The organism is Pseudomonas sp. 3MAES_34.3B (assembly GCF_058145875.1).
Genome location: NZ_CM176960.1, coordinates 4,871,656 through 4,894,346, shown reverse-complemented (window position 1 = coordinate 4,894,346; position 22,691 = coordinate 4,871,656). Strand labels below are relative to the sequence as shown.

At 57.6% G+C, this 22,691-nt stretch carries 33 protein-coding genes; all 33 read left to right on the top strand.

The features are described 5' to 3' along the window. Positions 1 to 24: 24 nt before the first annotated feature. The 33 genes from rpoC (at position 25) to rplQ (ending at position 22,551) form a co-directional block, all read left to right on the top strand. Entirely contained in the window at positions 25 to 4,224 is a 4,200-nt protein-coding gene (gene rpoC / locus AC3Z8Y_RS21950) for a DNA-directed RNA polymerase subunit beta' (RefSeq protein ID WP_181117545.1), read from the top strand. Between the two features lie 179 nt (positions 4,225 to 4,403). Beyond that, on the top strand, positions 4,404 to 4,775 hold the full coding sequence (gene rpsL, locus AC3Z8Y_RS21945; RefSeq protein ID WP_003186084.1) for a 30S ribosomal protein S12: 372 nt from the start codon (positions 4,404 to 4,406) through the stop codon (positions 4,773 to 4,775). A 102-nt stretch (positions 4,776 to 4,877) separates the two neighbouring features. Further along, on the top strand, positions 4,878 to 5,348 hold the full coding sequence (gene rpsG / locus AC3Z8Y_RS21940) for a 30S ribosomal protein S7 (RefSeq protein ID WP_040261491.1): 471 nt from the start codon (positions 4,878 to 4,880) through the stop codon (positions 5,346 to 5,348). A gap of 30 nt (positions 5,349 to 5,378) precedes the next feature. Then, complete coding sequence (gene fusA / locus AC3Z8Y_RS21935; RefSeq protein WP_490087556.1) at positions 5,379 to 7,499, top strand: elongation factor G; 2,121 nt, start codon at positions 5,379 to 5,381, stop codon at positions 7,497 to 7,499. Between the two features lie 30 nt (positions 7,500 to 7,529). Next, complete coding sequence (gene tuf / locus AC3Z8Y_RS21930; protein WP_490087555.1) at positions 7,530 to 8,723, top strand: elongation factor Tu; 1,194 nt, start codon at positions 7,530 to 7,532, stop codon at positions 8,721 to 8,723. Between the two features lie 140 nt (positions 8,724 to 8,863). Beyond that, positions 8,864 to 9,175 (top strand): 30S ribosomal protein S10, encoded by a 312-nt coding sequence (gene rpsJ, locus AC3Z8Y_RS21925; protein ID WP_003186070.1) that lies wholly within the window; start codon positions 8,864 to 8,866, stop codon positions 9,173 to 9,175. Between the two features lie 81 nt (positions 9,176 to 9,256). Then, on the top strand, positions 9,257 to 9,892 hold the full coding sequence (gene rplC / locus AC3Z8Y_RS21920) for a 50S ribosomal protein L3 (protein ID WP_181122422.1): 636 nt from the start codon (positions 9,257 to 9,259) through the stop codon (positions 9,890 to 9,892). Positions 9,893 to 9,904: 12 nt separating this feature from the next. Then, entirely contained in the window at positions 9,905 to 10,507 is a 603-nt protein-coding gene (gene rplD, locus AC3Z8Y_RS21915; protein WP_181117541.1) for a 50S ribosomal protein L4, read from the top strand. Then, positions 10,504 to 10,803, top strand: a complete 300-nt coding sequence (gene rplW, locus AC3Z8Y_RS21910; protein ID WP_168085197.1) for a 50S ribosomal protein L23 — start codon at positions 10,504 to 10,506, stop codon at positions 10,801 to 10,803. Before rplD ends, rplW begins: the two co-directional genes overlap by 4 nt. Positions 10,804 to 10,817: 14 nt before the next feature. Next, positions 10,818 to 11,642 carry a 50S ribosomal protein L2 gene (rplB, locus tag AC3Z8Y_RS21905; RefSeq protein WP_490087554.1) on the top strand — a complete coding sequence of 275 codons (825 nt, stop codon included), beginning with the start codon at positions 10,818 to 10,820 and terminating at the stop codon, positions 11,640 to 11,642. 15 nt (positions 11,643 to 11,657) lie between these two features. After that, positions 11,658 to 11,933 carry a 30S ribosomal protein S19 gene (gene rpsS / locus AC3Z8Y_RS21900; protein ID WP_040261498.1) on the top strand — a complete coding sequence of 92 codons (276 nt, stop codon included), beginning with the start codon at positions 11,658 to 11,660 and terminating at the stop codon, positions 11,931 to 11,933. Between the two features lie 11 nt (positions 11,934 to 11,944). Beyond that, positions 11,945 to 12,277: a 50S ribosomal protein L22 gene (rplV, locus tag AC3Z8Y_RS21895; protein ID WP_168085195.1), complete on the top strand. Its 333-nt coding sequence runs from the start codon at positions 11,945 to 11,947 to the stop codon at positions 12,275 to 12,277. A 13-nt stretch (positions 12,278 to 12,290) separates the two neighbouring features. Then, entirely contained in the window at positions 12,291 to 12,977 is a 687-nt protein-coding gene (gene rpsC, locus AC3Z8Y_RS21890; protein WP_168085194.1) for a 30S ribosomal protein S3, read from the top strand. Between the two features lie 12 nt (positions 12,978 to 12,989). Then, positions 12,990 to 13,403, top strand: a complete 414-nt coding sequence (rplP, locus tag AC3Z8Y_RS21885) for a 50S ribosomal protein L16 (protein WP_009397508.1) — start codon at positions 12,990 to 12,992, stop codon at positions 13,401 to 13,403. Further along, positions 13,403 to 13,594 (top strand): 50S ribosomal protein L29, encoded by a 192-nt coding sequence (rpmC, locus tag AC3Z8Y_RS21880; protein WP_181117539.1) that lies wholly within the window; start codon positions 13,403 to 13,405, stop codon positions 13,592 to 13,594. Before rplP ends, rpmC begins: the two co-directional genes overlap by 1 nt. Before the next feature lie 2 nt (positions 13,595 to 13,596). Then, on the top strand, positions 13,597 to 13,863 hold the full coding sequence (gene rpsQ / locus AC3Z8Y_RS21875) for a 30S ribosomal protein S17 (protein ID WP_181117538.1): 267 nt from the start codon (positions 13,597 to 13,599) through the stop codon (positions 13,861 to 13,863). A gap of 23 nt (positions 13,864 to 13,886) precedes the next feature. Further along, positions 13,887 to 14,255 (top strand): 50S ribosomal protein L14, encoded by a 369-nt coding sequence (gene rplN / locus AC3Z8Y_RS21870; RefSeq protein ID WP_003243907.1) that lies wholly within the window; start codon positions 13,887 to 13,889, stop codon positions 14,253 to 14,255. Between the two features lie 11 nt (positions 14,256 to 14,266). Next, complete coding sequence (gene rplX, locus AC3Z8Y_RS21865; protein ID WP_490087553.1) at positions 14,267 to 14,581, top strand: 50S ribosomal protein L24; 315 nt, start codon at positions 14,267 to 14,269, stop codon at positions 14,579 to 14,581. A gap of 20 nt (positions 14,582 to 14,601) precedes the next feature. After that, positions 14,602 to 15,141 (top strand): 50S ribosomal protein L5, encoded by a 540-nt coding sequence (rplE, locus tag AC3Z8Y_RS21860; RefSeq protein ID WP_181117537.1) that lies wholly within the window; start codon positions 14,602 to 14,604, stop codon positions 15,139 to 15,141. A 13-nt stretch (positions 15,142 to 15,154) separates the two neighbouring features. After that, on the top strand, positions 15,155 to 15,460 hold the full coding sequence (gene rpsN / locus AC3Z8Y_RS21855) for a 30S ribosomal protein S14 (protein ID WP_181117536.1): 306 nt from the start codon (positions 15,155 to 15,157) through the stop codon (positions 15,458 to 15,460). A gap of 190 nt (positions 15,461 to 15,650) precedes the next feature. Then, positions 15,651 to 16,043 carry a 30S ribosomal protein S8 gene (gene rpsH, locus AC3Z8Y_RS21850; protein ID WP_181117535.1) on the top strand — a complete coding sequence of 131 codons (393 nt, stop codon included), beginning with the start codon at positions 15,651 to 15,653 and terminating at the stop codon, positions 16,041 to 16,043. A 12-nt stretch (positions 16,044 to 16,055) separates the two neighbouring features. Continuing rightward, positions 16,056 to 16,589 (top strand): 50S ribosomal protein L6, encoded by a 534-nt coding sequence (rplF, locus tag AC3Z8Y_RS21845; protein WP_490087552.1) that lies wholly within the window; start codon positions 16,056 to 16,058, stop codon positions 16,587 to 16,589. A 10-nt stretch (positions 16,590 to 16,599) separates the two neighbouring features. Next, on the top strand, positions 16,600 to 16,950 hold the full coding sequence (rplR, locus tag AC3Z8Y_RS21840; protein WP_040261511.1) for a 50S ribosomal protein L18: 351 nt from the start codon (positions 16,600 to 16,602) through the stop codon (positions 16,948 to 16,950). Between the two features lie 3 nt (positions 16,951 to 16,953). Continuing rightward, the gene (gene rpsE, locus AC3Z8Y_RS21835) at positions 16,954 to 17,454 is read left to right on the top strand and encodes a 30S ribosomal protein S5 (RefSeq protein ID WP_225776114.1); all 501 of its coding nucleotides are present in this window, start codon (positions 16,954 to 16,956) and stop codon (positions 17,452 to 17,454) included. Beyond that, on the top strand, positions 17,454 to 17,633 hold the full coding sequence (rpmD, locus tag AC3Z8Y_RS21830) for a 50S ribosomal protein L30 (RefSeq protein ID WP_181117532.1): 180 nt from the start codon (positions 17,454 to 17,456) through the stop codon (positions 17,631 to 17,633). The genes rpsE and rpmD overlap by 1 nt, the downstream gene beginning before the upstream one ends. Positions 17,634 to 17,636: 3 nt before the next feature. Continuing rightward, positions 17,637 to 18,071, top strand: coding sequence for a 50S ribosomal protein L15 (gene rplO, locus AC3Z8Y_RS21825; RefSeq protein ID WP_040261513.1), 435 nt, complete (start codon positions 17,637 to 17,639; stop codon positions 18,069 to 18,071). Further along, the gene (gene secY / locus AC3Z8Y_RS21820; RefSeq protein ID WP_490087551.1) at positions 18,072 to 19,406 is read left to right on the top strand and encodes a preprotein translocase subunit SecY; all 1,335 of its coding nucleotides are present in this window, start codon (positions 18,072 to 18,074) and stop codon (positions 19,404 to 19,406) included. It abuts the gene before it with no gap. A 28-nt stretch (positions 19,407 to 19,434) separates the two neighbouring features. Next, positions 19,435 to 19,551 carry a 50S ribosomal protein L36 gene (gene rpmJ / locus AC3Z8Y_RS21815; protein WP_002555468.1) on the top strand — a complete coding sequence of 39 codons (117 nt, stop codon included), beginning with the start codon at positions 19,435 to 19,437 and terminating at the stop codon, positions 19,549 to 19,551. A 130-nt stretch (positions 19,552 to 19,681) separates the two neighbouring features. Continuing rightward, positions 19,682 to 20,038, top strand: a complete 357-nt coding sequence (gene rpsM / locus AC3Z8Y_RS21810) for a 30S ribosomal protein S13 (protein WP_181117530.1) — start codon at positions 19,682 to 19,684, stop codon at positions 20,036 to 20,038. A gap of 30 nt (positions 20,039 to 20,068) precedes the next feature. Then, positions 20,069 to 20,458, top strand: a complete 390-nt coding sequence (rpsK, locus tag AC3Z8Y_RS21805; protein ID WP_002555466.1) for a 30S ribosomal protein S11 — start codon at positions 20,069 to 20,071, stop codon at positions 20,456 to 20,458. An 18-nt stretch (positions 20,459 to 20,476) separates the two neighbouring features. Then, positions 20,477 to 21,097 carry a 30S ribosomal protein S4 gene (gene rpsD / locus AC3Z8Y_RS21800; protein WP_490087550.1) on the top strand — a complete coding sequence of 207 codons (621 nt, stop codon included), beginning with the start codon at positions 20,477 to 20,479 and terminating at the stop codon, positions 21,095 to 21,097. A gap of 22 nt (positions 21,098 to 21,119) precedes the next feature. Next, positions 21,120 to 22,121: a DNA-directed RNA polymerase subunit alpha gene (locus tag AC3Z8Y_RS21795; RefSeq protein WP_040261517.1), complete on the top strand. Its 1,002-nt coding sequence runs from the start codon at positions 21,120 to 21,122 to the stop codon at positions 22,119 to 22,121. 43 nt (positions 22,122 to 22,164) lie between these two features. Continuing rightward, positions 22,165 to 22,551 carry a 50S ribosomal protein L17 gene (gene rplQ, locus AC3Z8Y_RS21790; RefSeq protein ID WP_181117528.1) on the top strand — a complete coding sequence of 129 codons (387 nt, stop codon included), beginning with the start codon at positions 22,165 to 22,167 and terminating at the stop codon, positions 22,549 to 22,551. Positions 22,552 to 22,691 lie beyond the last annotated feature (140 nt).

The following is a 22,691-nucleotide window of genomic DNA, read 5'->3' as shown; positions in this document are numbered from 1 at the left end:
CTGCTCCGCCAGGAGGAAAAGGCCTTGAAAGACCTGTTGAATCTGCTGAAAAACCAGGGTCAAGTCGAAGAGTTCGACGCCATCCGTATTGGTCTTGCCTCGCCTGAAATGATCCGTTCGTGGTCGTTCGGTGAAGTCAAGAAACCAGAAACCATCAACTACCGTACGTTCAAACCAGAGCGTGACGGCCTTTTCTGCGCCAAGATCTTTGGCCCGGTCAAGGACTACGAGTGCCTGTGCGGCAAGTACAAGCGCCTGAAGCACCGCGGTGTGATCTGCGAGAAGTGCGGTGTTGAAGTCGCGCTGGCCAAGGTGCGTCGCGAGCGCATGGCTCACATCGAGCTGGCTTCGCCGGTCGCCCACATCTGGTTCCTGAAGTCGCTGCCGTCCCGTATCGGCCTTCTGATGGACATGACCCTGCGTGACATCGAGCGCGTGCTCTACTTCGAGAGCTACGTGGTGATCGATCCGGGCATGACCACCCTTGAAAAGGGTCAGCTGCTCAACGACGAGCAGTACTTCGAAGCGCTTGAAGAGTTCGGTGATGACTTTGACGCCCGTATGGGTGCCGAGGCCGTTCGCGAGCTGCTGCACGCTATTGACCTGGAGCACGAGATTGGTCGCCTGCGCGAAGAGATTCCGCAAACCAACTCCGAAACCAAGATCAAGAAGCTGTCCAAGCGCCTGAAGCTGATGGAAGCCTTCCAGGGCTCCGGCAACCTGCCGGAGTGGATGGTCCTGACCGTTCTGCCAGTACTGCCACCGGACCTGCGTCCTCTGGTTCCGCTGGATGGTGGCCGCTTCGCGACCTCCGACCTGAACGACCTGTACCGCCGCGTCATCAACCGTAACAACCGCCTGAAGCGTCTGCTGGATCTGTCTGCGCCCGATATCATCGTGCGTAACGAGAAGCGCATGCTGCAGGAAGCGGTCGATGCCCTGCTGGATAACGGCCGTCGTGGCCGTGCCATCACTGGTTCGAACAAGCGTCCTCTGAAATCCCTGGCTGACATGATCAAGGGTAAGCAGGGTCGTTTCCGTCAGAACCTGCTCGGCAAGCGCGTGGACTACTCCGGCCGTTCGGTAATTACCGTAGGCCCGACCCTGCGCCTGCATCAGTGCGGCCTTCCCAAGAAGATGGCGCTGGAGCTGTTCAAGCCGTTCATCTTCGGCAAGCTGGAAGTGCGTGGCCTGGCCACCACCATCAAGGCTGCCAAGAAGATGGTCGAGCGCGAACTCCCAGAGGTCTGGGACGTTCTCGCTGAAGTGATCCGCGAACACCCCGTACTGCTCAACCGTGCGCCTACCTTGCACCGTCTGGGTATCCAGGCGTTCGAGCCGGTATTGATCGAAGGCAAGGCTATCCAGCTTCACCCGCTGGTGTGCGCGGCGTACAACGCCGACTTCGACGGTGACCAGATGGCTGTGCACGTTCCGCTGACCCTCGAGGCACAGCTGGAAGCGCGCGCGCTGATGATGTCCACCAACAACATCCTGTCGCCTGCGAACGGCGAGCCGATCATCGTTCCTTCGCAGGACGTGGTTCTGGGTCTGTACTACATGACCCGCGAAGCCATCAACGCGAAAGGCGAAGGCCGTATCTTCGCTGACCTGCAGGAAGTCGACCGTGTGTTCCGCGCCGGCGAAGCTGCGCTGCACGCGAAAATCAAGGTTCGTATCACTGAAACCGTGAACGACCGTGACGGCGGCAGTGTAACCAGCACCCGTATCGTCGACACCACTGTCGGCCGTGCGCTGCTGTTCCAGGTAGTGCCTGCCGGCCTGCCGTACGAAGTCGTCAACCAGCCGATGAAGAAGAAGGCTATTTCCAAGCTGATCAACCACTGCTACCGCGTGGTGGGTCTGAAGGAAACCGTCATCTTTGCCGACCAGCTGATGTACACCGGTTTCGCGTACTCGACCATTTCCGGCGTTTCGATCGGCGTTAACGACTTCGTTATCCCGGATGAAAAGGCCCGCATCATCGGTACCGCTACCGAAGAAGTGAAGGAAATCGAGAGCCAGTACGCCTCCGGCCTGGTAACCCAGGGCGAGAAGTACAACAAGGTCATCGACCTCTGGTCGAAGGCGAACGACGAAGTGTCCAAGGCGATGATGGCCAACCTTTCGAAAGAAAAGGTCATCGACCGCGAGGGCAAGGAAGTCGATCAGGAGTCTTTCAACTCCATGTACATGATGGCGGACTCGGGTGCTCGGGGTTCGGCCGCTCAGATTCGCCAGCTGGCGGGTATGCGTGGCTTGATGGCCAAGCCGGACGGCTCCATCATCGAAACGCCGATTACCGCGAACTTCCGTGAAGGCCTGAGCGTACTCCAGTACTTCATCTCCACTCACGGTGCTCGTAAGGGTCTGGCGGATACCGCCTTGAAGACCGCCAACTCCGGTTACCTGACCCGTCGTCTCGTTGACGTGGCACAAGACCTGGTAGTGACCGAAATCGACTGCGGTACCGAGCATGGCCTGCTCATGACCCCGCACATCGAAGGCGGCGACGTGGTCGAGCCGTTGGGTGAGCGCGTATTGGGCCGTGTCATCGCCCGTGACGTGTTCAAGCCGGGTACCGAGGACGTCATCGTTCCGGCCGGTAGCCTGGTGGACGAAAAGTGGGTCGAGTTCATCGAACTCAACAGCATCGACGAAGTGATCGTACGCTCGCCGATCAGCTGTGAAACCCGCTACGGCATCTGCTCCAAGTGCTACGGTCGCGATCTGGCCCGTGGTCACCTGGTGAACATCGGTGAAGCGGTCGGCGTTATCGCTGCCCAGTCCATCGGTGAGCCGGGTACCCAGCTGACCATGCGTACCTTCCACATCGGTGGTGCGGCGAGCCGGACCTCCGCCGCGGACAGCGTTCAGGTAAAGAACGGCGGCATGGTGCGCTTGCACAACCTCAAGCACGTCGAGCGAGCCGACGGCAACCTGGTAGCGGTCTCCCGCTCTGGCGAGCTGGCGATTGCCGACGAGTTCGGTCGTGAGCGTGAGCGCTACAAGCTGCCTTACGGTGCGGTCATTTCCGTGAAGGAAGGCGACAAGGTCGACGCTGGCTCTATCGTGGCCAAGTGGGACCCGCACACCCACCCGATCGTTACCGAAATGAAAGGTACCGTGACCTACGTGGGCATGGAAGAAGGCATCACGATCAAGCGTCAGACCGACGAATTGACCGGCCTGACCAACATTGAAGTATTGGATGCCAAGGATCGTCCTGCCGCAGGCAAGGAAATCCGCCCGGCCGTGAAGATGGTAGGCGCGGACGGCAAGGATCTGCTGTTGCCAGGTACTGACGTACCGGCCCAGTACTTCCTGCCGGCGAACGCATTGGTAGGTGTGGCGGACGGCGTGCAAGTGGGCGTGGGTGACGTTATCGCCCGTATCCCGCAAGAAACGTCGAAAACCCGTGACATCACCGGTGGTCTGCCACGCGTGGCCGACCTGTTCGAGGCTCGTCGCCCGAAAGAGGCTTCGATCCTGGCGGAAGTCAGCGGTACCATCGCCTTCGGCAAGGAAACCAAAGGCAAGCGCCGTTTGGTGATCACGCCGAACGACGGTAGCGATCCGTACGAAGAGCTGATTCCGAAGTGGCGCCACCTGAACGTCTTCGAAGGCGAACAGGTAAACCGCGGCGAAGTTATCTCGGACGGCCCAAGCGATCCGCACGATATCCTGCGTCTGTTGGGCGTAAGCGCCCTGGCGAAGTACATCGTCAACGAGATCCAGGACGTTTACCGTCTGCAAGGCGTGAAGATCAACGACAAGCACATCGAAACCATTCTGCGGCAGATGCTGCGTAAGGTTGAGATTGCCGAGTCCGGGGATTCGAGCTTCATCAAGGGCGACCAGATGGAACTCACCCACGTGCTGGGCGAGAACGAGCGTCTTGCTGCAGAAGACAAGTTCATCTCGAAGTACTCGCGTGTGCTGCTCGGTATCACCAAGGCCTCGCTGTCGACCGAGTCGTTCATCTCCGCGGCATCCTTCCAGGAAACCACTCGGGTACTTACCGAGGCAGCGGTTACCGGCAAGCGCGATTACCTGCGCGGCCTGAAGGAAAACGTGGTGGTGGGCCGTCTGATCCCGGCCGGTACCGGCCTGGCTTATCACAGCGAGCGCAAGCGTCGCCGTGAAGCAGACAAACCGCTGCGCGTAAGCGCGAGTGAAGTGGAAGCCGCATTGACGGAAGCACTGAACTCCAGCGGTAACTGACAGGGCTGGCGTGCCCCGCTTTTCCGGCTTCGGCTGGAAGGGCAGGGCACGCTTCGCCTTGACTGAGGGGCGAGGGATCTTTAGACTCTCGTACCCCTAAATTTGGCGGGGCTTTTGCCCTGCCATTTGTTTTTCAAAGTAGGGCAACAAGCGTCGAAAGACCTCAGTGGAGCTTAAAGATGGCAACGATCAACCAGCTGGTACGTCAGCCGCGCAAGCGTATCGTCGAGAAATCCGACGTACCTGCGCTGCAGAACTGCCCGCAGCGTCGTGGCGTGTGCACCCGTGTGTACACCACCACGCCGAAAAAACCCAACTCGGCACTTCGTAAGGTTTGCCGTGTTCGCCTGACCAACGGTTTCGAGGTTTCCTCGTACATCGGCGGTGAAGGCCACAACCTGCAAGAGCACAGCGTCGTGCTGATCCGTGGCGGTCGTGTAAAAGACTTGCCAGGTGTGCGTTACCACACCGTTCGCGGTTCGCTTGATACCTCGGGTGTCAAGGGCCGTAACCAGGGTCGTTCCAAGTACGGTACCAAGCGTCCGAAGTAAGGATCGCTTGCCGCACTTTGCAGTCAACATTTTTATTGAGTCGATAAGAGTAAGGTCGGGCACAGTCCCGGGCTAACCTGAAGACCGTTTGAGGGCTTATCAATGCCAAGACGTCGTGTAGCAGCCAAGCGTGAAATTCTGGACGATCCGAAATACGGAAGCCAGATTCTCGCCAAATTCATGAACCACGTGATGGAAAGCGGCAAAAAAGCCGTTGCCGAGCGCATCGTTTACGGTGCCTTGGAAACGGTAAAAGCCCGCAAGAACAGCGATCCCCTGGAGATCTTCGAGAAAGCTCTCGACGCCATCGCTCCGCTGGTCGAAGTCAAGTCCCGCCGTGTAGGCGGTGCTACCTACCAGGTTCCGGTCGAAGTTCGTCCATCCCGTCGTAACGCCCTGGCCATGCGCTGGCTGGTGGACTACGCCCGCAAGCGCGGCGAGAAGTCCATGGCTCTGCGCCTAGCTGGCGAGTTGCTGGATGCTGCTGAAGGCAAAGGCGCTGCGGTCAAGAAGCGTGAAGACGTGCACCGTATGGCTGAAGCCAACAAAGCCTTCTCGCACTACCGCTTCTAATTTCAGCGTCACTCACTTTGCGAGGGCTTTATGGCTCGTACAACACCGATTAACCGCTACCGTAATATCGGTATCGTTGCTCACGTGGACGCGGGTAAAACCACGACCACCGAGCGCGTACTGTTTTACACCGGCGTGAACCACAAGATGGGCGAGGTGCATGACGGCGCCGCGACCATGGACTGGATGGTGCAGGAGCAGGAGCGTGGTATTACCATTACCTCCGCTGCGACTACCGCCTTCTGGGCTGGCTCGAACAAGCAGTTCGAAAAGCACCGCTTCAACATCATCGATACCCCTGGCCACGTTGACTTCACCATTGAAGTAGAACGTTCGCTGCGCGTACTCGACGGTGCGGTCGTAGTGTTCTGCGGCACCTCCGGTGTTGAGCCTCAGTCCGAAACCGTATGGCGTCAGGCCAACAAGTACGGCGTTCCACGTCTTGTTTACGTGAACAAGATGGACCGCGCCGGTGCGAACTTCCTGCGCGTAATTGGCCAGATCAAGCAGCGCCTGGGTCATACCCCGGTGCCGATTCAGCTGGCCATTGGTTCCGAAGACAACTTCCAGGGTCAGGTCGACCTGTTGACCATGGAAGCCGTTTACTGGAACGACGACGACAAGGGCATGGCTGCGCGCCGTGAGCCGATCCCTGCTGAACTGCAGGAACTGGCTGAAGAATGGCGCGCGAACATGATCGAAGCCGCTGCCGAAGCCAACGAAGAGTTCATGAACAAGTACCTGGAAGGTGAAGAACTCACCCTCGAGGAAATCAAGGCTGGTCTGCGTCAGCGGACTATTGCCGGTGAAATCGTTCTGGCTGTTTGCGGTTCTTCGTTCAAGAACAAGGGCGTTCCCCTGGTTCTGGATGCGGTCATCGACTTCCTGCCTGCGCCTGTGGACATTCCGGCCATCAAGGGTTCAGACCCGGATGACGAAACTGTCGAAATGGAGCGTCATGCGGACGACAGCGAGCCGTTCTCGGCGCTGGCGTTCAAGATCGCGACCGACCCCTTCGTGGGCACCTTGACCTTTGCTCGCGTTTACTCCGGCGTTCTGAACTCCGGCGACGGCGTGATCAACTCTGTGAAGGGCAAGAAAGAGCGCGTGGGCCGTATGGTGCAGATGCACGCCAACACCCGCGAAGAGATCAAGGAAGTGCGCGCTGGCGACATCGCGGCCTTGATTGGCATGAAGGACGTCACCACTGGTGATACCCTCTGCGCTGCTGACAAGCCGATCATCCTCGTTCGTATGGACTTCCCGGAGCCGGTTATTTCGGTAGCCGTTGAGCCCAAGACCAAGGATGACCAGGAAAAGATGGGTATCGCTCTGGGCAAGCTTGCTCAGGAAGACCCGTCGTTCCGCGTCAAGACCGACGAAGAAACCGGCCAGACCATCATCTCCGGTATGGGTGAGCTTCACCTGGACATCCTTGTCGACCGTATGCGTCGCGAGTTCAACGTCGAGGCCAACATCGGCAAGCCGCAAGTGTCCTATCGTGAGCAGATCACCAAGGACAACGTCGAGATCGAAGGCAAGTTCGTTCGCCAGTCCGGCGGTCGCGGCCAGTTCGGTCATTGCTGGGTTCGTTTCTCGAAGCCGGATATCGACGCTGATGGCAAGATCACCGAAGGTCTGGTGTTCACCAACGAAGTTGTGGGTGGTGTGATTCCGAAGGAATACATCCCGGCAATCCAGAAGGGCATCGAAGAGCAGATGAAAAACGGCGTTGTTGCCGGTTATCCTCTGATCGGCCTGAAGGCAACGGTTTTCGACGGTTCGTACCACGACGTCGACTCCAACGAAATGGCGTTCAAGGTCGCGGCCTCGATGGCTACCAAGCAACTGGCCCAGAAGGGCGGTGGCGAAGTGCTCGAGCCGATCATGAAGGTCGAAGTAGTGACCCCTGAGGACTACATGGGCGACGTGATGGGTGACCTGAACCGTCGTCGTGGTCTGATCCAGGGTATGGACGACACCGTCTCCGGCAAGGTTATCCGCGCCGAAGTGCCGCTGGGCGAAATGTTCGGTTATGCGACCGACGTGCGCTCCATGTCCCAGGGTCGTGCCAGCTACTCCATGGAATTCTCCAAATACGCTCCAGCGCCTTCGAACATCGTCGAAGCCCTGGTTAAAAAACAAGGCTAACCAAGCCCTTTAGGCAAGAGGTTCACTGTCGTGGCTAAAGAAAAATTTGAACGTAACAAACCGCACGTCAACGTTGGCACCATCGGTCACGTTGACCACGGTAAAACCACTCTGACCGCTGCTCTGACCCGCGTCTGCTCCGAAGTATTCGGTTCGGCCAAGGTTGACTTCGACAAGATCGACAGCGCCCCGGAAGAGAAAGCTCGCGGTATCACCATCAACACCGCACACGTCGAGTACGACTCGGCTGTTCGTCACTACGCTCACGTTGACTGCCCAGGTCACGCTGACTACGTGAAGAACATGATCACCGGTGCTGCCCAGATGGACGGCGCGATCCTGGTGTGCTCGGCTGCTGACGGCCCGATGCCTCAGACTCGCGAACACATCCTGCTGTCCCGTCAGGTTGGCGTTCCTTACATCGTTGTCTTCCTGAACAAGGCTGACATGGTGGACGACGCCGAGCTGCTGGAACTGGTTGAAATGGAAGTGCGTGACCTGCTCAGCACCTACGATTTCCCGGGCGACGACACCCCGATCATCATCGGTTCGGCGTTGATGGCCCTGAACGGCCAGGACGACAACGAGATGGGCACCACTGCTGTGAAGAAGCTGGTCGAAACCCTCGACAGCTACATCCCGCAGCCAGAGCGTGCTATCGACAAGCCGTTCCTGATGCCAATCGAAGACGTGTTCTCGATCTCCGGTCGCGGTACCGTGGTAACCGGTCGTGTTGAGCGTGGCGTAGTCAAGATCCAGGAAGAAGTCGAGATCGTTGGCCTGCGTCCAACCGTCAAGACCACTTGCACCGGCGTTGAAATGTTCCGCAAGCTGCTCGACGAAGGTCGTGCTGGCGAGAACTGCGGCGTGCTGCTGCGCGGCACCAAGCGTGACGACGTTGAGCGTGGCCAGGTACTGGTCAAGCCAGGCACCGTCAAGCCGCACACCAAGTTCACTGCAGAAGTGTACGTGCTGTCCAAGGAAGAAGGTGGTCGTCATACCCCGTTCTTCAAAGGCTACCGTCCACAGTTCTACTTCCGGACCACTGACGTGACCGGTAACTGCGAACTGCCGGAAGGCGTTGAAATGGTAATGCCAGGCGATAACATTCAGATGACTGTTACCCTGATCAAGACCATCGCGATGGAAGACGGCCTGCGTTTCGCAATCCGTGAAGGCGGTCGTACCGTTGGCGCTGGCGTTGTAGCCAAAGTCATCGAGTAAGCCCCCCGTTCCAAAAGGAGCCTCCGCCTAGCGGGGGCTTTTTTATTGGGTTGACACCTGTTAGGGGCGTCTATAGAATCACGCCTCCTTTTAACGGGCGTAGTCCGTCTGTTGGGAATGAGCCTGGAGTCTGAAATCCAATGCAAAATCAGCAAATTCGTATCAGGTTGAAGGCATTTGACCATCGCCTGATCGACCAATCCACCCAGGAAATCGTGGAAACCGCGAAACGTACTGGGGCACAGGTGCGTGGTCCGATTCCACTGCCTACCCGTAAGGAGCGGTTCACTGTTCTGGTCTCCCCGCACGTCAACAAAGACGCGCGCGATCAGTACGAAATCCGCACTCATAAGCGTGTCCTGGACATTGTCCAGCCAACGGACAAAACCGTTGATGCGCTGATGAAGCTCGACCTCGCGGCAGGCGTGGAAGTACAGATCAGCCTCGGCTAAGACCCGTGTCTTGGTCGTGTAACGCTCTGAAATGGGCGGCCATAGCGGGTGAAAGCCCCGTACACTCATGAGGTTTACAACATGACTATTGGTGTAGTCGGTCGTAAGTGCGGTATGACCCGCATCTTCACCGAAGATGGTGTCTCTATTCCGGTTACGGTCATCGAGATCGAACCGAATCGCGTCACTCAGTTCAAAACCGAAGATTCCGATGGCTACCGTGCAGTGCAAGTCACTGTGGGTGAGCGTCGCGCTTCGCGCGTAACCGCTGCACAAGCTGGTCACTTCGCCAAGGCGAACGTAGCCGCTGGCCGTGGTGTCTGGGAATTCCGCCTTGAAGAAGGCGAGTACCAGGCAGGCGACCTGATCAACTCGGAACTGTTCGCAGCAGGCCAACTGGTAGACGTTACCGGTCAGTCGAAGGGTAAAGGCTTTGCCGGTACCATCAAGCGCTGGAACTTCCGTGGTCAGGACAACACCCACGGTAACTCCGTTTCCCACCGCGTTCCAGGCTCCATCGGCCAGTGCCAGACTCCTGGTCGTGTTTTCAAGGGCAAGAAAATGTCCGGTCACATGGGCGCCGAGCGCGTGACCGTGCAGTCCCTGGAAGTGGTCCGCGTTGACGCTGAACGCAACCTGCTGCTGGTCAAGGGTGCCGTTCCTGGTGCTACTGGCGGCGACGTGGTTGTGCGTCCGGCTGTTAAGGCTCGCGGTTAAGGGGAAGCTGACATGCAATTGAATGTAAATGACGCGCAAGCGATCGAAGTTTCCGAACTGACCTTTGGTGGCGAGTTCAACGAGACCCTGGTTCACCAGGCAGTTGTTGCCTACATGGCCGGTGGCCGACAAGGCAGCAAGCAGCAGAAGACCCGTTCGGACGTGTCCGGCGGCGGCAAGCGCCCATGGCGCCAGAAGGGCACTGGTCGTGCTCGTGCCGGTACTATCCGTAGCCCGCTGTGGCGCGGCGGTGGTACTACCTTCGCTGCTCGTCCTCAGGATCACTCGCAGAAGCTCAACAAGAAGATGTATCGCGCAGCACTGCGCTCCATCCTCGCTGAGCTGGTACGCACTGATCGTCTGGTCGTGGTTCAGGACTTCGCTGTTGAAGCGCCAAAAACCAAAGAACTGCTGGGCAAGCTGAATGGCATGGGCCTGACTGACGTGCTGATCGTTTCCGAAGCCGTTGATCAGAACCTGTACCTGGCTGCTCGCAACCTGCCGCACGTCGATGTACGTGACGTTCAAGGTTCCGATCCGGTCAGTCTGATCGCCTACGACAAGGTGTTGATCACCGTGTCGGCCGTGAAGAAATTCGAGGAGCTGCTGGGATGAACCAGGAACGCGTATTTAAAGTTCTGCTTGGCCCGCACGTATCCGAGAAGGCCACCGGCCTGGCTGAGAAGAAAGGCCAGTTCGTCTTCAAGGTTGCGACCGACGCTACCAAGCTGGAAATCAAGAAGGCCGTCGAAACGTTGTTCGACGTTAAAGTGGAGCGCGTGACTACCCTGAACGTTTTGGGTAAGACCAAGCGTACCGCTCGGGGTCTGGGCAAGCGTAATGACTGGAAGAAGGCCGTTGTCGCCCTTCAGCCAGGCCAAGATCTCGATTTCAGCAGCAGTGCTGAGTAAGGAAGGGGTGCATCATGGCAATCGTTAAATGCAAACCGACTTCCCCTGGCCGCCGTTTCGTGGTCAAGGTGGTCAACCAGGAGCTGCATAAAGGCGCTCCTTACGCTCCGCTGCTCGAGAAGAAATCGAAGTCTGGCGGTCGTAACAACAATGGCCGTATCACCACCCGTCACGTTGGCGGTGGCCACAAGCAGCATTATCGTCTGGTCGACTTCCGTCGCAACGACAAGGACGGCATCGCCGCCATTGTCGAGCGTATCGAATACGATCCGAACCGTACTGCTCACCTGGCTCTGCTGCGTTACGCCGATGGCGAACGTCGCTACATCATCGCGCCGAAAGGTGTGAGTGCTGGCGACCAGCTGATCTCTGGCGCTCTGGCTCCTATCAAGCCGGGCAACAGCCTGCAGCTGCGCAACATCCCTGTTGGTAGCACCGTTCACGGTATCGAGCTCAAGCCAGGCAAGGGTGCTCAAATCGCCCGTTCCGCCGGTGCTTCCGCTCAGCTGGTTGCCCGTGAAGGCGCCTACGTGACCCTGCGTCTGCGTTCCGGTGAGATGCGTAAAGTGCTCTCCGAGTGCCGTGCGACCCTGGGTGAAGTGTCGAACTCCGAGCATAGCCTGCGTTCGCTGGGTAAAGCCGGTGCCAAACGCTGGCGTGGCGTTCGCCCAACCGTTCGTGGTGTTGCCATGAACCCGGTTGACCACCCACATGGTGGTGGTGAAGGTCGTACCTCCGGTGGTCGTCATCCGGTATCGCCATGGGGCTTCCCGACCAAGGGTGCGAAAACCCGTGGTAATAAGCGTACCGACAACATGATCGTCCGTCGTCGCAAGTAATCTGAGGATACGACAGTGCCACGTTCTCTGAAAAAAGGTCCTTTCATCGATCTTCACCTGTTGAAGAAGGTCGAAGTGGCGGCGGAAAAGAACGATCGCAAACCAGTTAAGACCTGGTCGCGCCGTTCGATGATTCTGCCGCAAATGGTAGGTTTGACCATCGCTGTACACAACGGGCGTCAACACGTTCCGGTTCTCGTGAGCGAAGACATGGTTGGCCATAAACTGGGCGAGTTCGCCGGTACCCGCACTTATCGCGGGCACGTGGCTGACAAGAAAGCCAAGCGTTAAGGGGTAAGGAAATGGAAGTAGCCGCTAAGTTGTCGGGCGCTCGCATCTCCGCCCAGAAAGCCCGCTTGGTCGCCGACCAGATTCGCGGGAAGAAGGTGGGCGAAGCGCTCAACCTGTTGGCCTTCAGCAGCAAGAAGGCCGCTGAAGTCATGAAGAAAGTCCTCGAGTCGGCCGTTGCCAACGCCGAACACAACGAAGGCGCAGACGTCGACGACCTGAAAGTGTCGACTGTTTTCGTCAACGAAGGGCGTTCGCTGAAGCGCATCATGCCGCGTGCCAAAGGCCGCGCTGATCGCATCGTCAAGCGGTCTTGCCATATCACTGTCAAGGTTGCGGACAAGTAACGGAGTCGATCAGATGGGTCAGAAAGTACATCCCGTTGGCATTCGCCTGGGAATCGTCAAGGAGCACACCTCCGTCTGGTACGCAGACGGTCGGACCTACGCAGATTATCTGCTGGCGGATCTGAAAACGCGTGAGTTCCTGCAAGACAAACTAAAAAGCGCGTCCGTAAGCCGTATCGATATCCATCGGCCGGCTCAGACTGCACGCATCACCATCCACACCGCTCGTCCCGGCATCGTGATCGGCAAGAAAGGTGAAGATGTTGAGAAGCTGCGTCAGGACCTGACCAAGCAAATGGGTGTGCCCGTGCACATCAATATCGAAGAGATCCGCAAGCCGGAGCTCGACGGTATGTTGGTTGCACAGAGCGTAGCTCAGCAGCTGGAACGCCGCGTAATGTTCCGTCGCGCCATGAAGCGCGCCGTACAGAACGCAATGCGTATTGGTGCCAAGGGCATCAAGATCCAGGTGAGCGGTCGTCTGGGCGGTGCTGAAATCGCACGTACTGAATGGTATCGCGAAGGTCGTGTGCCCCTGCACACCCTGCGTGCCGATATCGACTATGCCACCTACGAAGCTCACACCACCTACGGTGTGATTGGTGTCAAGGTTTGGATCTTCAAAGGCGAAGTAATTGGTGGTCGCCAGGAAGAGCTGAAACCTCAAGCACCTGCGCCTCGTAAAAAAGCTGCCAAGTAAGGGGTACGCCAAATGTTGCAACCAAAGCGTACAAAATTCCGCAAGCAGATGACCGGCCACAACCGTGGTCTGGCACTGCGCGGTAGCAAAGTCAGCTTCGGCGAATTCGCCTTGAAAGCTGTTGCTCGCGGCCGCCTCACCGCCCGCCAGATCGAATCGGCACGTCGTGCCCTGACTCGTCACGTAAAACGTGGCGGCAAGATCTGGATTCGCGTGTTCCCGGACAAGCCGGTCACCAAGAAGCCTCTCGAAGTGCGGATGGGTAAAGGTAAGGGTAGCGTCGAATATTGGGTAGCCCAGATCCAGCCAGGCAAAGTCCTGTACGAGATCGAAGGTGTTTCCGAAGAGCTGGCGCGTGAGGCATTCGCCCTGGCGGCTGCAAAGCTGCCTCTCGCCACCTCCTTTGTTAAGCGGACGGTGATGTGATGCAAGCGAACGAACTTCGTGAGAAATCAGCACAGCAACTGAACGAGCAACTGCTCGGCTTGCTGCGCGACCAGTTCAATCTGCGTATGCAGAAAGCAACTGGCCAGTTGGGGCAGTCTCACCTGCTCTCGCAAGTGAAGCGTGACATCGCTCGCGTGAAAACTGTGCTCAACCAGCAGGCAGGTAAGTAATCATGGCTGAAGCCGAAAAAACCGTCCGCACGCTGACTGGCCGTGTCGTCAGCGACAAGATGGACAAAACCATCACCGTATTGATCGAGCGTCGCGTAAAGCACCCGATCTACGGCAAGTACGTCAAGCGTTCGACTAAGCTGCACGCTCACGACGAGAACAACCAGTGCCACATTGGTGACAAAGTCACCATTCGTGAAACCCGTCCGGTCGCTAAGACCAAGAACTGGGCCCTGGTTGAAATCGTTGAACGCGCTGTTGAAGTCTAAGGGCTAGGGGTCGGAGATATTTTATGATTCAGACTCAATCCATGCTCGATGTGGCCGATAACAGCGGCGCTCGTCGCGTAATGTGCATCAAGGTTCTCGGCGGTTCGCACCGTCGTTACGCCGGCATTGGCGACATCATCAAAGTGACCGTGAAGGAAGCGATTCCGCGCGGCAAGGTCAAAAAAGGCCAGGTGATGACCGCTGTTGTCGTTCGTACCCGTCACGGTGTGCGCCGCGCTGATGGTTCCATCATCCGCTTCGATGGCAACGCTGCTGTTCTTCTGAACAACAAGCAAGAGCCGATCGGCACCCGTATCTTTGGGCCAGTGACCCGTGAGCTTCGTTCCGAGAAGTTCATGAAGATCGTCTCGCTCGCCCCAGAAGTGCTGTAAGGAGATCCGACATGCAAAAGATTCGTCGTGACGACGAGATCATCGTGATCGCCGGCAAAGACAAGGGCAAGCGCGGTAAGGTGCTGAAGGTTCTCGCTGACGACCGCCTGGTCATCAGCGGTCTGAACCTGGTCAAGCGCCATACCAAGCCGAATCCGATGGCTGGCATTCAAGGCGGTATCGTCGAGAAAGAAGCGCCTCTGCACGCTTCCAACGTTGCCATTTTCAATGGTGAAACCAACAAGGCTGACCGCGTTGGCTTCAAAGTAGAAGACGGCAAGAAAATTCGTGTCTTCAAGTCGACCCAGAAAGCGGTTGATGCTTGAACACTGCTAGGTAGAAGACAATGGCACGACTGAAAGAGATTTACCGGAAGGAAATCGCTCCCAAGCTTAAGGAAGAACTTAAGCTGGGCAACGTGATGGAAGTTCCGCGCGTTACCAAGATCACCTTGAACATGGGTCTGGGCGAAGCGATCGGCGACAAGAAAGTCATCGAGCATGCTGTTGCCGACCTGGAAAAGATCACTGGCCAGAAGCCTGTCGTTACCTACGCCCGCAAGTCCATTGCAGGCTTCAAGGTGCGTGAGGGCTGGCCGATCGGCGTCAAGGTAACCCTGCGTCGCGATCGTATGTATGAATTCCTGGATCGTCTGCTGTCGATCTCCCTGCCTCGGGTTCGCGACTTCCGCGGCCTGAATGCCAAGTCCTTCGATGGTCGTGGCAACTACAGCATGGGTGTCAAAGAGCAGATCATCTTCCCGGAAATCGATTACGACAAGATCGATGCTCTTCGCGGTCTGGACATCACCCTGACCACTACCGCCCGTTCGGACGACGAAGGCCGCGCTCTGCTGCGTGCATTCAAGTTCCCGTTCCGTAACTGATAGGAGTCGGACCATGGCTAAGACGAGCATGAAAAACCGTGAGCTGAAGCGTCAGCAAACGGTAGCCAAGTACGCCAAAAAGCGTGCCGAGCTGAAGGCGACCATCGTCAACCTGAATGCAACTCCGGAAGAGCGCTGGGCAGCCAGCGTCGCTCTGCAGAAGCAGCCACGTGACGCCAGCGCATCGCGCCTGCGCAACCGTTGCCGCCTGACCGGTCGTCCTCACGGTGTTTACCGTAAGTTCGGCCTGGCGCGTAACATGCTGCGCCAAGCTGCAATGCGTGGTGACGTACCAGGCCTGGTCAAGGCCAGCTGGTAAGTCGCAACCGCGGCGGAGTCATCCGCCGCTGGTCACGCAACACGATCAAGCCCCTTATGGGGCTTGATTCGTTTCCGGGGTGTGACTAGAATGACCGGCTCGCCTGAGCCCGGGTATTTTCCTGGGCGATTGAGCAGGCGATTTTTGCAGCCGAAAGGCTCGTTTTTTTTGTATCAGGAGCGTCTAGCCCATGAGTATGCAGGACCCGTTAGCGGACATGCTAACTCGCATCCGTAATGCCCAGATGGCTGAAAAGTCCGTCGTCAGCATGCCTTCCTCCACGTTGAAGGTTGCGGTAGCCAAAGTTCTGAAGGACGAAGGTTACATCGCGGGTTATCAGGTCACCGGTGAAGCCAAGCCTTCGCTGTCCATCGAGCTGAAGTACTTCGAAGGCCGTCCGGTCATCGAGGAAGTCAAGCGCGTCAGCCGTCCTGGCCTGCGTCAGTACAAATCCGTTGATGATCTGCCGAAAGTTCGTGGCGGTCTCGGCGTATCCATCGTCTCCACCAACAAAGGTGTGATGACGGATCGTGCTGCGCGCGCTGCCGGTGTCGGCGGCGAAGTCCTTTGCACTGTGTTCTAAGGGGGGATAAGCATGTCTCGCGTCGCTAAGAACCCCGTCAGGCTGCCAGCCGGCGTTGAAGTTCAATTCGCTGGTCAGCAACTGTCGATCAAGGGTGCCAAGGGTACTCTCGAGCTGAACGTTCACGCTTCTGTTGAAGTAGTCGAAGAGGGTGGCGAACTGCGTTTCTCCGCTCGCAACGGCGACCAGCAGACTCGCGCAATGGCCGGCACCACTCGTGCACTGGTCAACAACATGGTGCAGGGCGTAAGCCAAGGCTTCGAGCGCAAGCTCCAGCTGGTTGGCGTAGGTTACAAGGCTCAGGCCAAGGGTGAAGTTCTGTCCCTGGCACTTGGTTTCTCGCACCCGGTTGAATATCAGCTGCCGCAAGGCGTTACCGCTGAAACTCCAAGCCAGACCGATATCGTGATCAAGGGTATCGACAAGCAGCTCGTTGGCCAGGTCGCCGCGGAAATCCGCGACTTCCGTCGTCCAGAGCCGTACAAAGGCAAGGGTGTCCGTTACGCGGATGAAGTCGTCCGCCGTAAAGAAGCCAAGAAGAAGTAGGGCCTAGCAAATGACCGACAAAAAAGTTACTCGTCTGCGTCGCGCTCGCAAGGCACGCCTGAAAATGCACGAGCTCGAAGCCGTGCGTCTGTGCGTGTATCGCTCTTCGCAGCACATTTATGCCCAGGTCATTTCGGCCGACGGCAGCAAGGTCCTGGCAAGCGCTTCGACCTTGGACAAAGAACTGCGTGATGGCGCCACCGGCAACATCGACGCCGCCACTAAGGTTGGCCAGCTGGTTGCTGAGCGTGCGAAAGCCGCCGGCGTTTCCCAAGTGGCTTTCGACCGTTCTGGCTTCAAGTACCACGGCCGCGTCAAGGCGCTGGCTGATGCTGCTCGTGAAGGCGGGCTGGAGTTCTAAGTTATGGCAAATAACGATCAAAAGCGCGACGAAGGCTACATCGAGAAGCTGGTTCAGGTTAACCGCGTTGCCAAGACCGTAAAAGGCGGTCGTATCTTCACCTTCACCGCGTTGACCGTGGTAGGTGATGGCAAGGGCCGCGTCGGCTTCGGCCGTGGCAAGTCCCGCGAAGTGCCTGCAGCTATCCAGAAAGCTATGGAAGCCGCTCGCCGCAACATGATTCAGGTAGATCTGAACGGCACCACCCTGCAGTACGCCACCAAGTCCGCCCACGGCGCGTCCAAGGTGTACATGCAGCCTGCTTCCGAAGGTACCGGCATCATCGCCGGTGGCGCAATGCGTGCCGTCCTGGAAGTTGCTGGTGTTCAGAACGTTCTGGCCAAGTGCTACGGTTCGACCAACCCGGTCAACGTGGTGCACGCCACTTTCAATGGTCTGAAAGCCATGCAGTCCCCTGATTCGATCGCCGCCAAGCGCGGCAAGAGCGTCGAGGAGATTCTGTAATGTCTGCAACCTTGAAAGTTACCTTGATCAAGAGCACCGCCGGCCGCCTGCCTAACCACAAACTGTGTGTTAAAGGCCTGGGTCTGCGTCGCATCGGTCATACCGTGGAAGTCCTGGATACTCCCGAGAACCGCGGGATGATCAACAAGGCTTACTACATGCTGCGCGTCGAGGGTTAATCGATGAAACTCAATGATCTGAGTCCAGCGCCGGGTTCCCGTCGCGAGAAGCATCGTCCGGGTCGTGGTATCGGTAGCGGTCTGGGCAAAACCGGTGGCCGCGGCCACAAGGGTCAGACCTCCCGCTCCGGTGGCACCATTGCTCCTGGCTTTGAAGGCGGCCAACAGCCGCTGCACCGTCGTCTGCCGAAGTTCGGCTTTGTTTCGCTGAAAGCCATGGACCGCGCAGAAGTGCGCACGTCCGAGCTGGCCAAGGTGGAAGGCGATGTCGTCACTCTGCAATCCCTCAAGGATGCCAACGTGATCAACCAGAACGTACAGCGTGTGAAAATCATGCTGTCGGGCGAGGTTACTCGTGCGGTCACCCTCAAGGGCATCGCCGCCACCAAAGGTGCGCGCGCGGCTATCGAAGCAGCTGGCGGCAAGTTCGAGGAATAAATGGCTAAGCAAGGTGCTCTCTCAGCGCTCAGCAAAGGTGGGGGTTTGTCCGAACTCTGGGCTCGTTTGCGTTTCCTGTTCCTGGCGATCATCGTCTACAGGGTCGGCGCACACATCCCGGTGCCAGGCATCAACCCTGACCGGCTGGCGGACCTGTTCCGACAGAATGAGGGGACCATTCTTAGCCTGTTCAACATGTTTTCCGGCGGCGCGCTTGAACGCATGAGCATCTTTGCATTGGGGATCATGCCGTACATCTCGGCTTCGATCATCATGCAGTTGATGACCGCGATCAGCCCGCAGCTGGAGCAGTTGAAGAAGGAAGGTGAATCTGGCCGTCGCAAGATCAGCCAGTACACCCGCTACGGCACTGTCGCCCTGGCGCTGGTTCAAGCCATTGGCATGTCCATTGGCCTGGCCAACCAGGGTGTCGCGTTTTCTGCAGGCTTCGGTTTCTACTTCGTGGCAGTTTCCACCTTCGTGGCGGGCGCGCTGTTCATGATGTGGCTGGGCGAGCAGATCACCGAACGCGGTGTCGGCAACGGTATCTCGATGTTGATTTTCTCGGGTATCGTGGCCGGTCTTCCGAGAGCGATCGGGCAGTCTTTCGAGTCTGCACGCATGGGCGATATCAATATCTTCGCTCTGATTGCGATCGGTTTGCTGGCAGTAGCGATCATCGGTTTCGTGGTGTTCATCGAGCGTGGTCAGCGCCGTATTGCGGTGCACTACGCCAAGCGTCAGCAGGGCCGCAAGGTCTTCGCTGCGCAGACCAGCCACCTGCCGTTGAAGGTGAACATGGCGGGGGTAATCCCGGCCATTTTCGCGAGCAGCATCCTGCTGTTCCCGGCTTCGCTGGGTGCCTGGTTCGGTCAGTCTGAAGGTATGGGCTGGCTGCAGGACGTCTCGCAGTCGATCGCTCCTGGTCAGCCGTTGAACATCTTGCTGTTTACCGCAGGGATCATTTTCTTCTGCTTCTTCTATACAGCGTTGATGTTCAATCCGAAAGACGTAGCGGAAAACCTGAAGAAGTCCGGTGCCTTTATTCCGGGCATCCGTCCAGGCGAGCAGTCGGCACGCTACATTGATGGCGTTCTGACCCGCTTGACCATGTTCGGTGCTCTATACATGACGGCCGTGTGCCTGCTTCCCCAGTTCCTGGTGGTTGCGGCAAACGTTCCGTTCTACCTTGGCGGGACCTCGTTGCTGATTGTGGTAGTGGTTGTGATGGACTTTATGGCCCAAGTACAATCCCACCTCGTTTCGCACCAGTACGAATCCCTGATGAAGAAAGCCAACCTGAAGGGCTACGGCGGCAGCAACCTGCTGCGCTGAGTCGCCCATAAGGTTCGAGGAGTTGGTGATGAAAGTTCGTGCATCGGTGAAAAAGCTGTGCCGCAACTGCAAGATTATCCGCCGCGAAGGCGTCGTGCGGGTGATCTGCAGCGCGGAACCACGTCACAAGCAGCGCCAAGGCTGATTGTGAGCTGTGTTTAAGCCCGGCAGCTAGTGTGCTGCCGGGTTGATTAATTGTTTCTACAGCGATATCATCTCGCGCCCTATTTCTTGGCTTCCGGGGCGCAGGTAGCTGTCAATTGGAGTCCCACTGAATGGCCCGTATTGCAGGCGTTAACATTCCAGATAACAAGCATGCTGTTATCTCGCTGACCTACATCTATGGTGTTGGTCGCACCACCGCGCAAAAAATCTGCGCGGACGCCGGTGTAAACCCGGCTGCGAAGATCAAGGATCTGAGCGACGAGCAAATCGAACTGCTGCGTGGCGAAGTTGCGAAGTTCACCACCGAAGGTGACCTGCGTCGCGACATCAACATGAAGATCAAGCGCTTGATGGACCTGGGTTGCTACCGTGGCCTGCGTCATCGCCGCGGTCTGCCGGTTCGCGGTCAGCGTACCAAGACCAACGCCCGTACCCGTAAGGGCCCGCGCAAGCCGATCCGCAAGTAATCGCGCCAGCGAATCGACAGGAATATAGTCATGGCAAAACCTGCTGCTCGTCCTCGTAAAAAAGTCAAAAAGACAGTGGTTGATGGCATCGCCCACATCCACGCGTCTTTCAACAACACCATCGTGACCATTACCGACCGTCAAGGTAACGCCCTGTCCTGGGCTACCTCCGGTGGTTCGGGTTTCCGCGGTTCACGCAAGTCCACTCCGTTCGCTGCTCAGGTAGCTGCTGAACGTGCTGGGCAAGCTGCGCTGGAATATGGCCTGAAAAACCTCGACGTAAACGTCAAGGGTCCAGGTCCAGGTCGTGAGTCCGCTGTCCGTGCTTTGAACGGCTGTGGCTACAAGATCGCCAGCATCACCGACGTGACGCCAATCCCGCATAACGGGTGCCGTCCGCCGAAGAAGCGCCGCGTGTAATTCAGGAGACGATAGATAATGGCTCGTTACATTGGTCCAAAATGCAAGCTGGCTCGTCGTGAAGGCACTGACCTGTTCCTGAAAAGCGGCGTCCGCGCTCTGGAATCCAAGTGCAATATCGAAGCAGCCCCAGGTATCCACGGCCAGCGCCGTGGCCGTCAGTCCGACTACGGCACCCAGCTGCGTGAGAAACAAAAGGTTCGTCGTATCTACGGCGTACTCGAGCGTCAGTTCAGCGGCTACTACAAGCAAGCCGCCAGCCAGAAGGGCGCCACCGGCGAAAACCTTCTGCAGCTGCTCGAGTGCCGTCTGGACAACGTCGTTTACCGTATGGGCTTTGGCGCTACCCGTGCCGAGTCCCGCCAACTGGTTTCGCACAAAGCGATCTCGGTCAATGGCCAGACTGTAAACGTACCGTCCTACCAGGTTCGCGCAGGTGACGTGGTTGCAGTTCGTGAGAAGGCAAAAAACCAGCTGCGCATCGCTCAAGCCCTTGAGCTGTGTTCCCAGCGTGGCCGCGTTGAGTGGGTTGAAGTAGACACCGAGAAGAAATCCGGCACTTTCAAAAGTGTTCCGGCTCGCAGTGATCTGTCCGCCGACATCAACGAAAACCTGATCGTCGAGCTCTACTCCAAGTAAGGGCTAGAAAGTAGGTGCATCCATGCAGATTTCGGTAAATGAGTTTCTGACGCCCCGCCATATTGATGTGCAGGTCGTCAGCCCAACCCGCGCCAAGATCACGCTCGAACCTCTCGAGCGCGGTTTCGGCCACACCCTGGGCAACGCGCTGCGTCGCATCCTGTTGTCCTCCATGCCTGGCTGTGCAGTTGTAGAAGCCGAGATCGACGGTGTACTTCATGAGTACAGCGCCATTGAAGGTGTTCAGGAAGACGTCATTGAAATCCTGCTCAACCTGAAAGGTCTGGCCATCAAGCTGCACGGTCGTGACGAAGTTACGCTGACCTTGTCCAAAAAAGGTTCGGGGGTGGTTACCGCTGCCGATATTCAGCTGGATCATGATGTCGAGATCGTGAATCCCGAGCACGTGATCGCGAACCTGGCGTCTAACGGCGCCTTGAACATGAAGCTAGTAGTAGCTCGTGGTCGCGGTTACGAGCCGGCTGACTCGCGTCAGAGCGACGATGACGAAAGCCGCAGCATTGGTCGCTTGCAGCTGGATGCTTCGTTCAGCCCGGTTCGCCGTATCGCTTACGTGGTGGAAAACGCCCGTGTCGAGCAGCGCACCAACCTGGACAAGCTGGTCATCGACCTGGAAACCAACGGTACCCTGGACCCGGAAGAAGCTATCCGTCGTGCCGCGACCATCCTGCAACAGCAGCTGGCCGCGTTCGTGGATCTGAAGGGTGACAGCGAGCCAGTCGTTATCGAGCAGGAAGACGAGATCGATCCGATCCTTCTTCGCCCGGTTGACGATCTGGAGTTGACTGTACGTTCGGCTAACTGCCTTAAGGCGGAAAACATTTACTACATCGGTGACCTGATTCAGCGCACTGAAGTAGAACTGTTGAAGACTCCGAACCTGGGCAAGAAGTCCCTGACCGAAATCAAGGACGTCTTGGCCTCCCGCGGTCTTTCCCTCGGCATGCGCCTCGATAACTGGCCGCCGGCAAGTCTTAAGAAGGACGATAAGGCTACGGCCTGATCGTCGTAATCACCGAACGTAGAGTTTCGGTAAGGAATGAACCATGCGTCATCGTAAAAGTGGTCGTCATCTGAGCCGCACCAGCGCGCACCGCAAGGCCATGTTCCAAAACATGGCGGTGTCGCTGTTCGAACACGAACTGATCAAAACCACCCTTCCGAAAGCCAAGGAACTGCGCCGGGTTGCCGAGCCGCTGATCACCCTGGCCAAGGAAGACAGCGTTGCCAATCGTCGTCTGGCTTTCGACCGTACCCGGTCGAAGTCCGCCGTAGGCAAGCTGTTCAACGACCTGGGCAAGCGCTACGCTACTCGTCCGGGCGGCTACCTGCGCATCCTCAAGTGCGGTTTCCGCGCTGGGGACAATGCGCCTATGGCCTATGTTGAGCTGGTTGACCGTCCGGTCGGCGGCGTTGTTGAAGCAGCCGAATAAGGCACGCTTCGACTCACAGAAAACCGAGCTTAGGCTCGGTTTTTTGTTTTCTGCAGGTTAGTAAAATTCTATCAGCTAGCTCGGGTTAATAAATTGGCCCGCTTCGCTGCAACTCCGGATACTTGCTGCAACCGGCCTAC

Coding starts and splice junctions, on each gene's coding strand:
- rpsL (WP_003186084.1), top strand. CDS start 4,404: ATGGCAACGATCAACCAGCTGGTACGTCAGCCGCGCAAGCGTATCGTC.
- rpsG (WP_040261491.1), top strand. CDS start 4,878: ATGCCAAGACGTCGTGTAGCAGCCAAGCGTGAAATTCTGGACGATCCG.
- fusA (WP_490087556.1), top strand. CDS start 5,379: ATGGCTCGTACAACACCGATTAACCGCTACCGTAATATCGGTATCGTT.
- rpsJ (WP_003186070.1), top strand. CDS start 8,864: ATGCAAAATCAGCAAATTCGTATCAGGTTGAAGGCATTTGACCATCGC.
- rplC (WP_181122422.1), top strand. CDS start 9,257: ATGACTATTGGTGTAGTCGGTCGTAAGTGCGGTATGACCCGCATCTTC.
- rplD (WP_181117541.1), top strand. CDS start 9,905: ATGCAATTGAATGTAAATGACGCGCAAGCGATCGAAGTTTCCGAACTG.
- rplW (WP_168085197.1), top strand. CDS start 10,504: ATGAACCAGGAACGCGTATTTAAAGTTCTGCTTGGCCCGCACGTATCC.
- rplB (WP_490087554.1), top strand. CDS start 10,818: ATGGCAATCGTTAAATGCAAACCGACTTCCCCTGGCCGCCGTTTCGTG.
- rplV (WP_168085195.1), top strand. CDS start 11,945: ATGGAAGTAGCCGCTAAGTTGTCGGGCGCTCGCATCTCCGCCCAGAAA.
- rpsC (WP_168085194.1), top strand. CDS start 12,291: ATGGGTCAGAAAGTACATCCCGTTGGCATTCGCCTGGGAATCGTCAAG.
- rplP (WP_009397508.1), top strand. CDS start 12,990: ATGTTGCAACCAAAGCGTACAAAATTCCGCAAGCAGATGACCGGCCAC.
- rpmC (WP_181117539.1), top strand. CDS start 13,403: ATGCAAGCGAACGAACTTCGTGAGAAATCAGCACAGCAACTGAACGAG.
- rpsQ (WP_181117538.1), top strand. CDS start 13,597: ATGGCTGAAGCCGAAAAAACCGTCCGCACGCTGACTGGCCGTGTCGTC.
- rplN (WP_003243907.1), top strand. CDS start 13,887: ATGATTCAGACTCAATCCATGCTCGATGTGGCCGATAACAGCGGCGCT.
- rplX (WP_490087553.1), top strand. CDS start 14,267: ATGCAAAAGATTCGTCGTGACGACGAGATCATCGTGATCGCCGGCAAA.
- rplE (WP_181117537.1), top strand. CDS start 14,602: ATGGCACGACTGAAAGAGATTTACCGGAAGGAAATCGCTCCCAAGCTT.
- rpsN (WP_181117536.1), top strand. CDS start 15,155: ATGGCTAAGACGAGCATGAAAAACCGTGAGCTGAAGCGTCAGCAAACG.
- rpsH (WP_181117535.1), top strand. CDS start 15,651: ATGAGTATGCAGGACCCGTTAGCGGACATGCTAACTCGCATCCGTAAT.
- rplF (WP_490087552.1), top strand. CDS start 16,056: ATGTCTCGCGTCGCTAAGAACCCCGTCAGGCTGCCAGCCGGCGTTGAA.
- rplR (WP_040261511.1), top strand. CDS start 16,600: ATGACCGACAAAAAAGTTACTCGTCTGCGTCGCGCTCGCAAGGCACGC.
- rpsE (WP_225776114.1), top strand. CDS start 16,954: ATGGCAAATAACGATCAAAAGCGCGACGAAGGCTACATCGAGAAGCTG.
- rpmD (WP_181117532.1), top strand. CDS start 17,454: ATGTCTGCAACCTTGAAAGTTACCTTGATCAAGAGCACCGCCGGCCGC.
- rplO (WP_040261513.1), top strand. CDS start 17,637: ATGAAACTCAATGATCTGAGTCCAGCGCCGGGTTCCCGTCGCGAGAAG.
- secY (WP_490087551.1), top strand. CDS start 18,072: ATGGCTAAGCAAGGTGCTCTCTCAGCGCTCAGCAAAGGTGGGGGTTTG.
- rpmJ (WP_002555468.1), top strand. CDS start 19,435: ATGAAAGTTCGTGCATCGGTGAAAAAGCTGTGCCGCAACTGCAAGATT.
- rpsM (WP_181117530.1), top strand. CDS start 19,682: ATGGCCCGTATTGCAGGCGTTAACATTCCAGATAACAAGCATGCTGTT.
- rpsK (WP_002555466.1), top strand. CDS start 20,069: ATGGCAAAACCTGCTGCTCGTCCTCGTAAAAAAGTCAAAAAGACAGTG.
- rpsD (WP_490087550.1), top strand. CDS start 20,477: ATGGCTCGTTACATTGGTCCAAAATGCAAGCTGGCTCGTCGTGAAGGC.
- AC3Z8Y_RS21795 (WP_040261517.1), top strand. CDS start 21,120: ATGCAGATTTCGGTAAATGAGTTTCTGACGCCCCGCCATATTGATGTG.
- rplQ (WP_181117528.1), top strand. CDS start 22,165: ATGCGTCATCGTAAAAGTGGTCGTCATCTGAGCCGCACCAGCGCGCAC.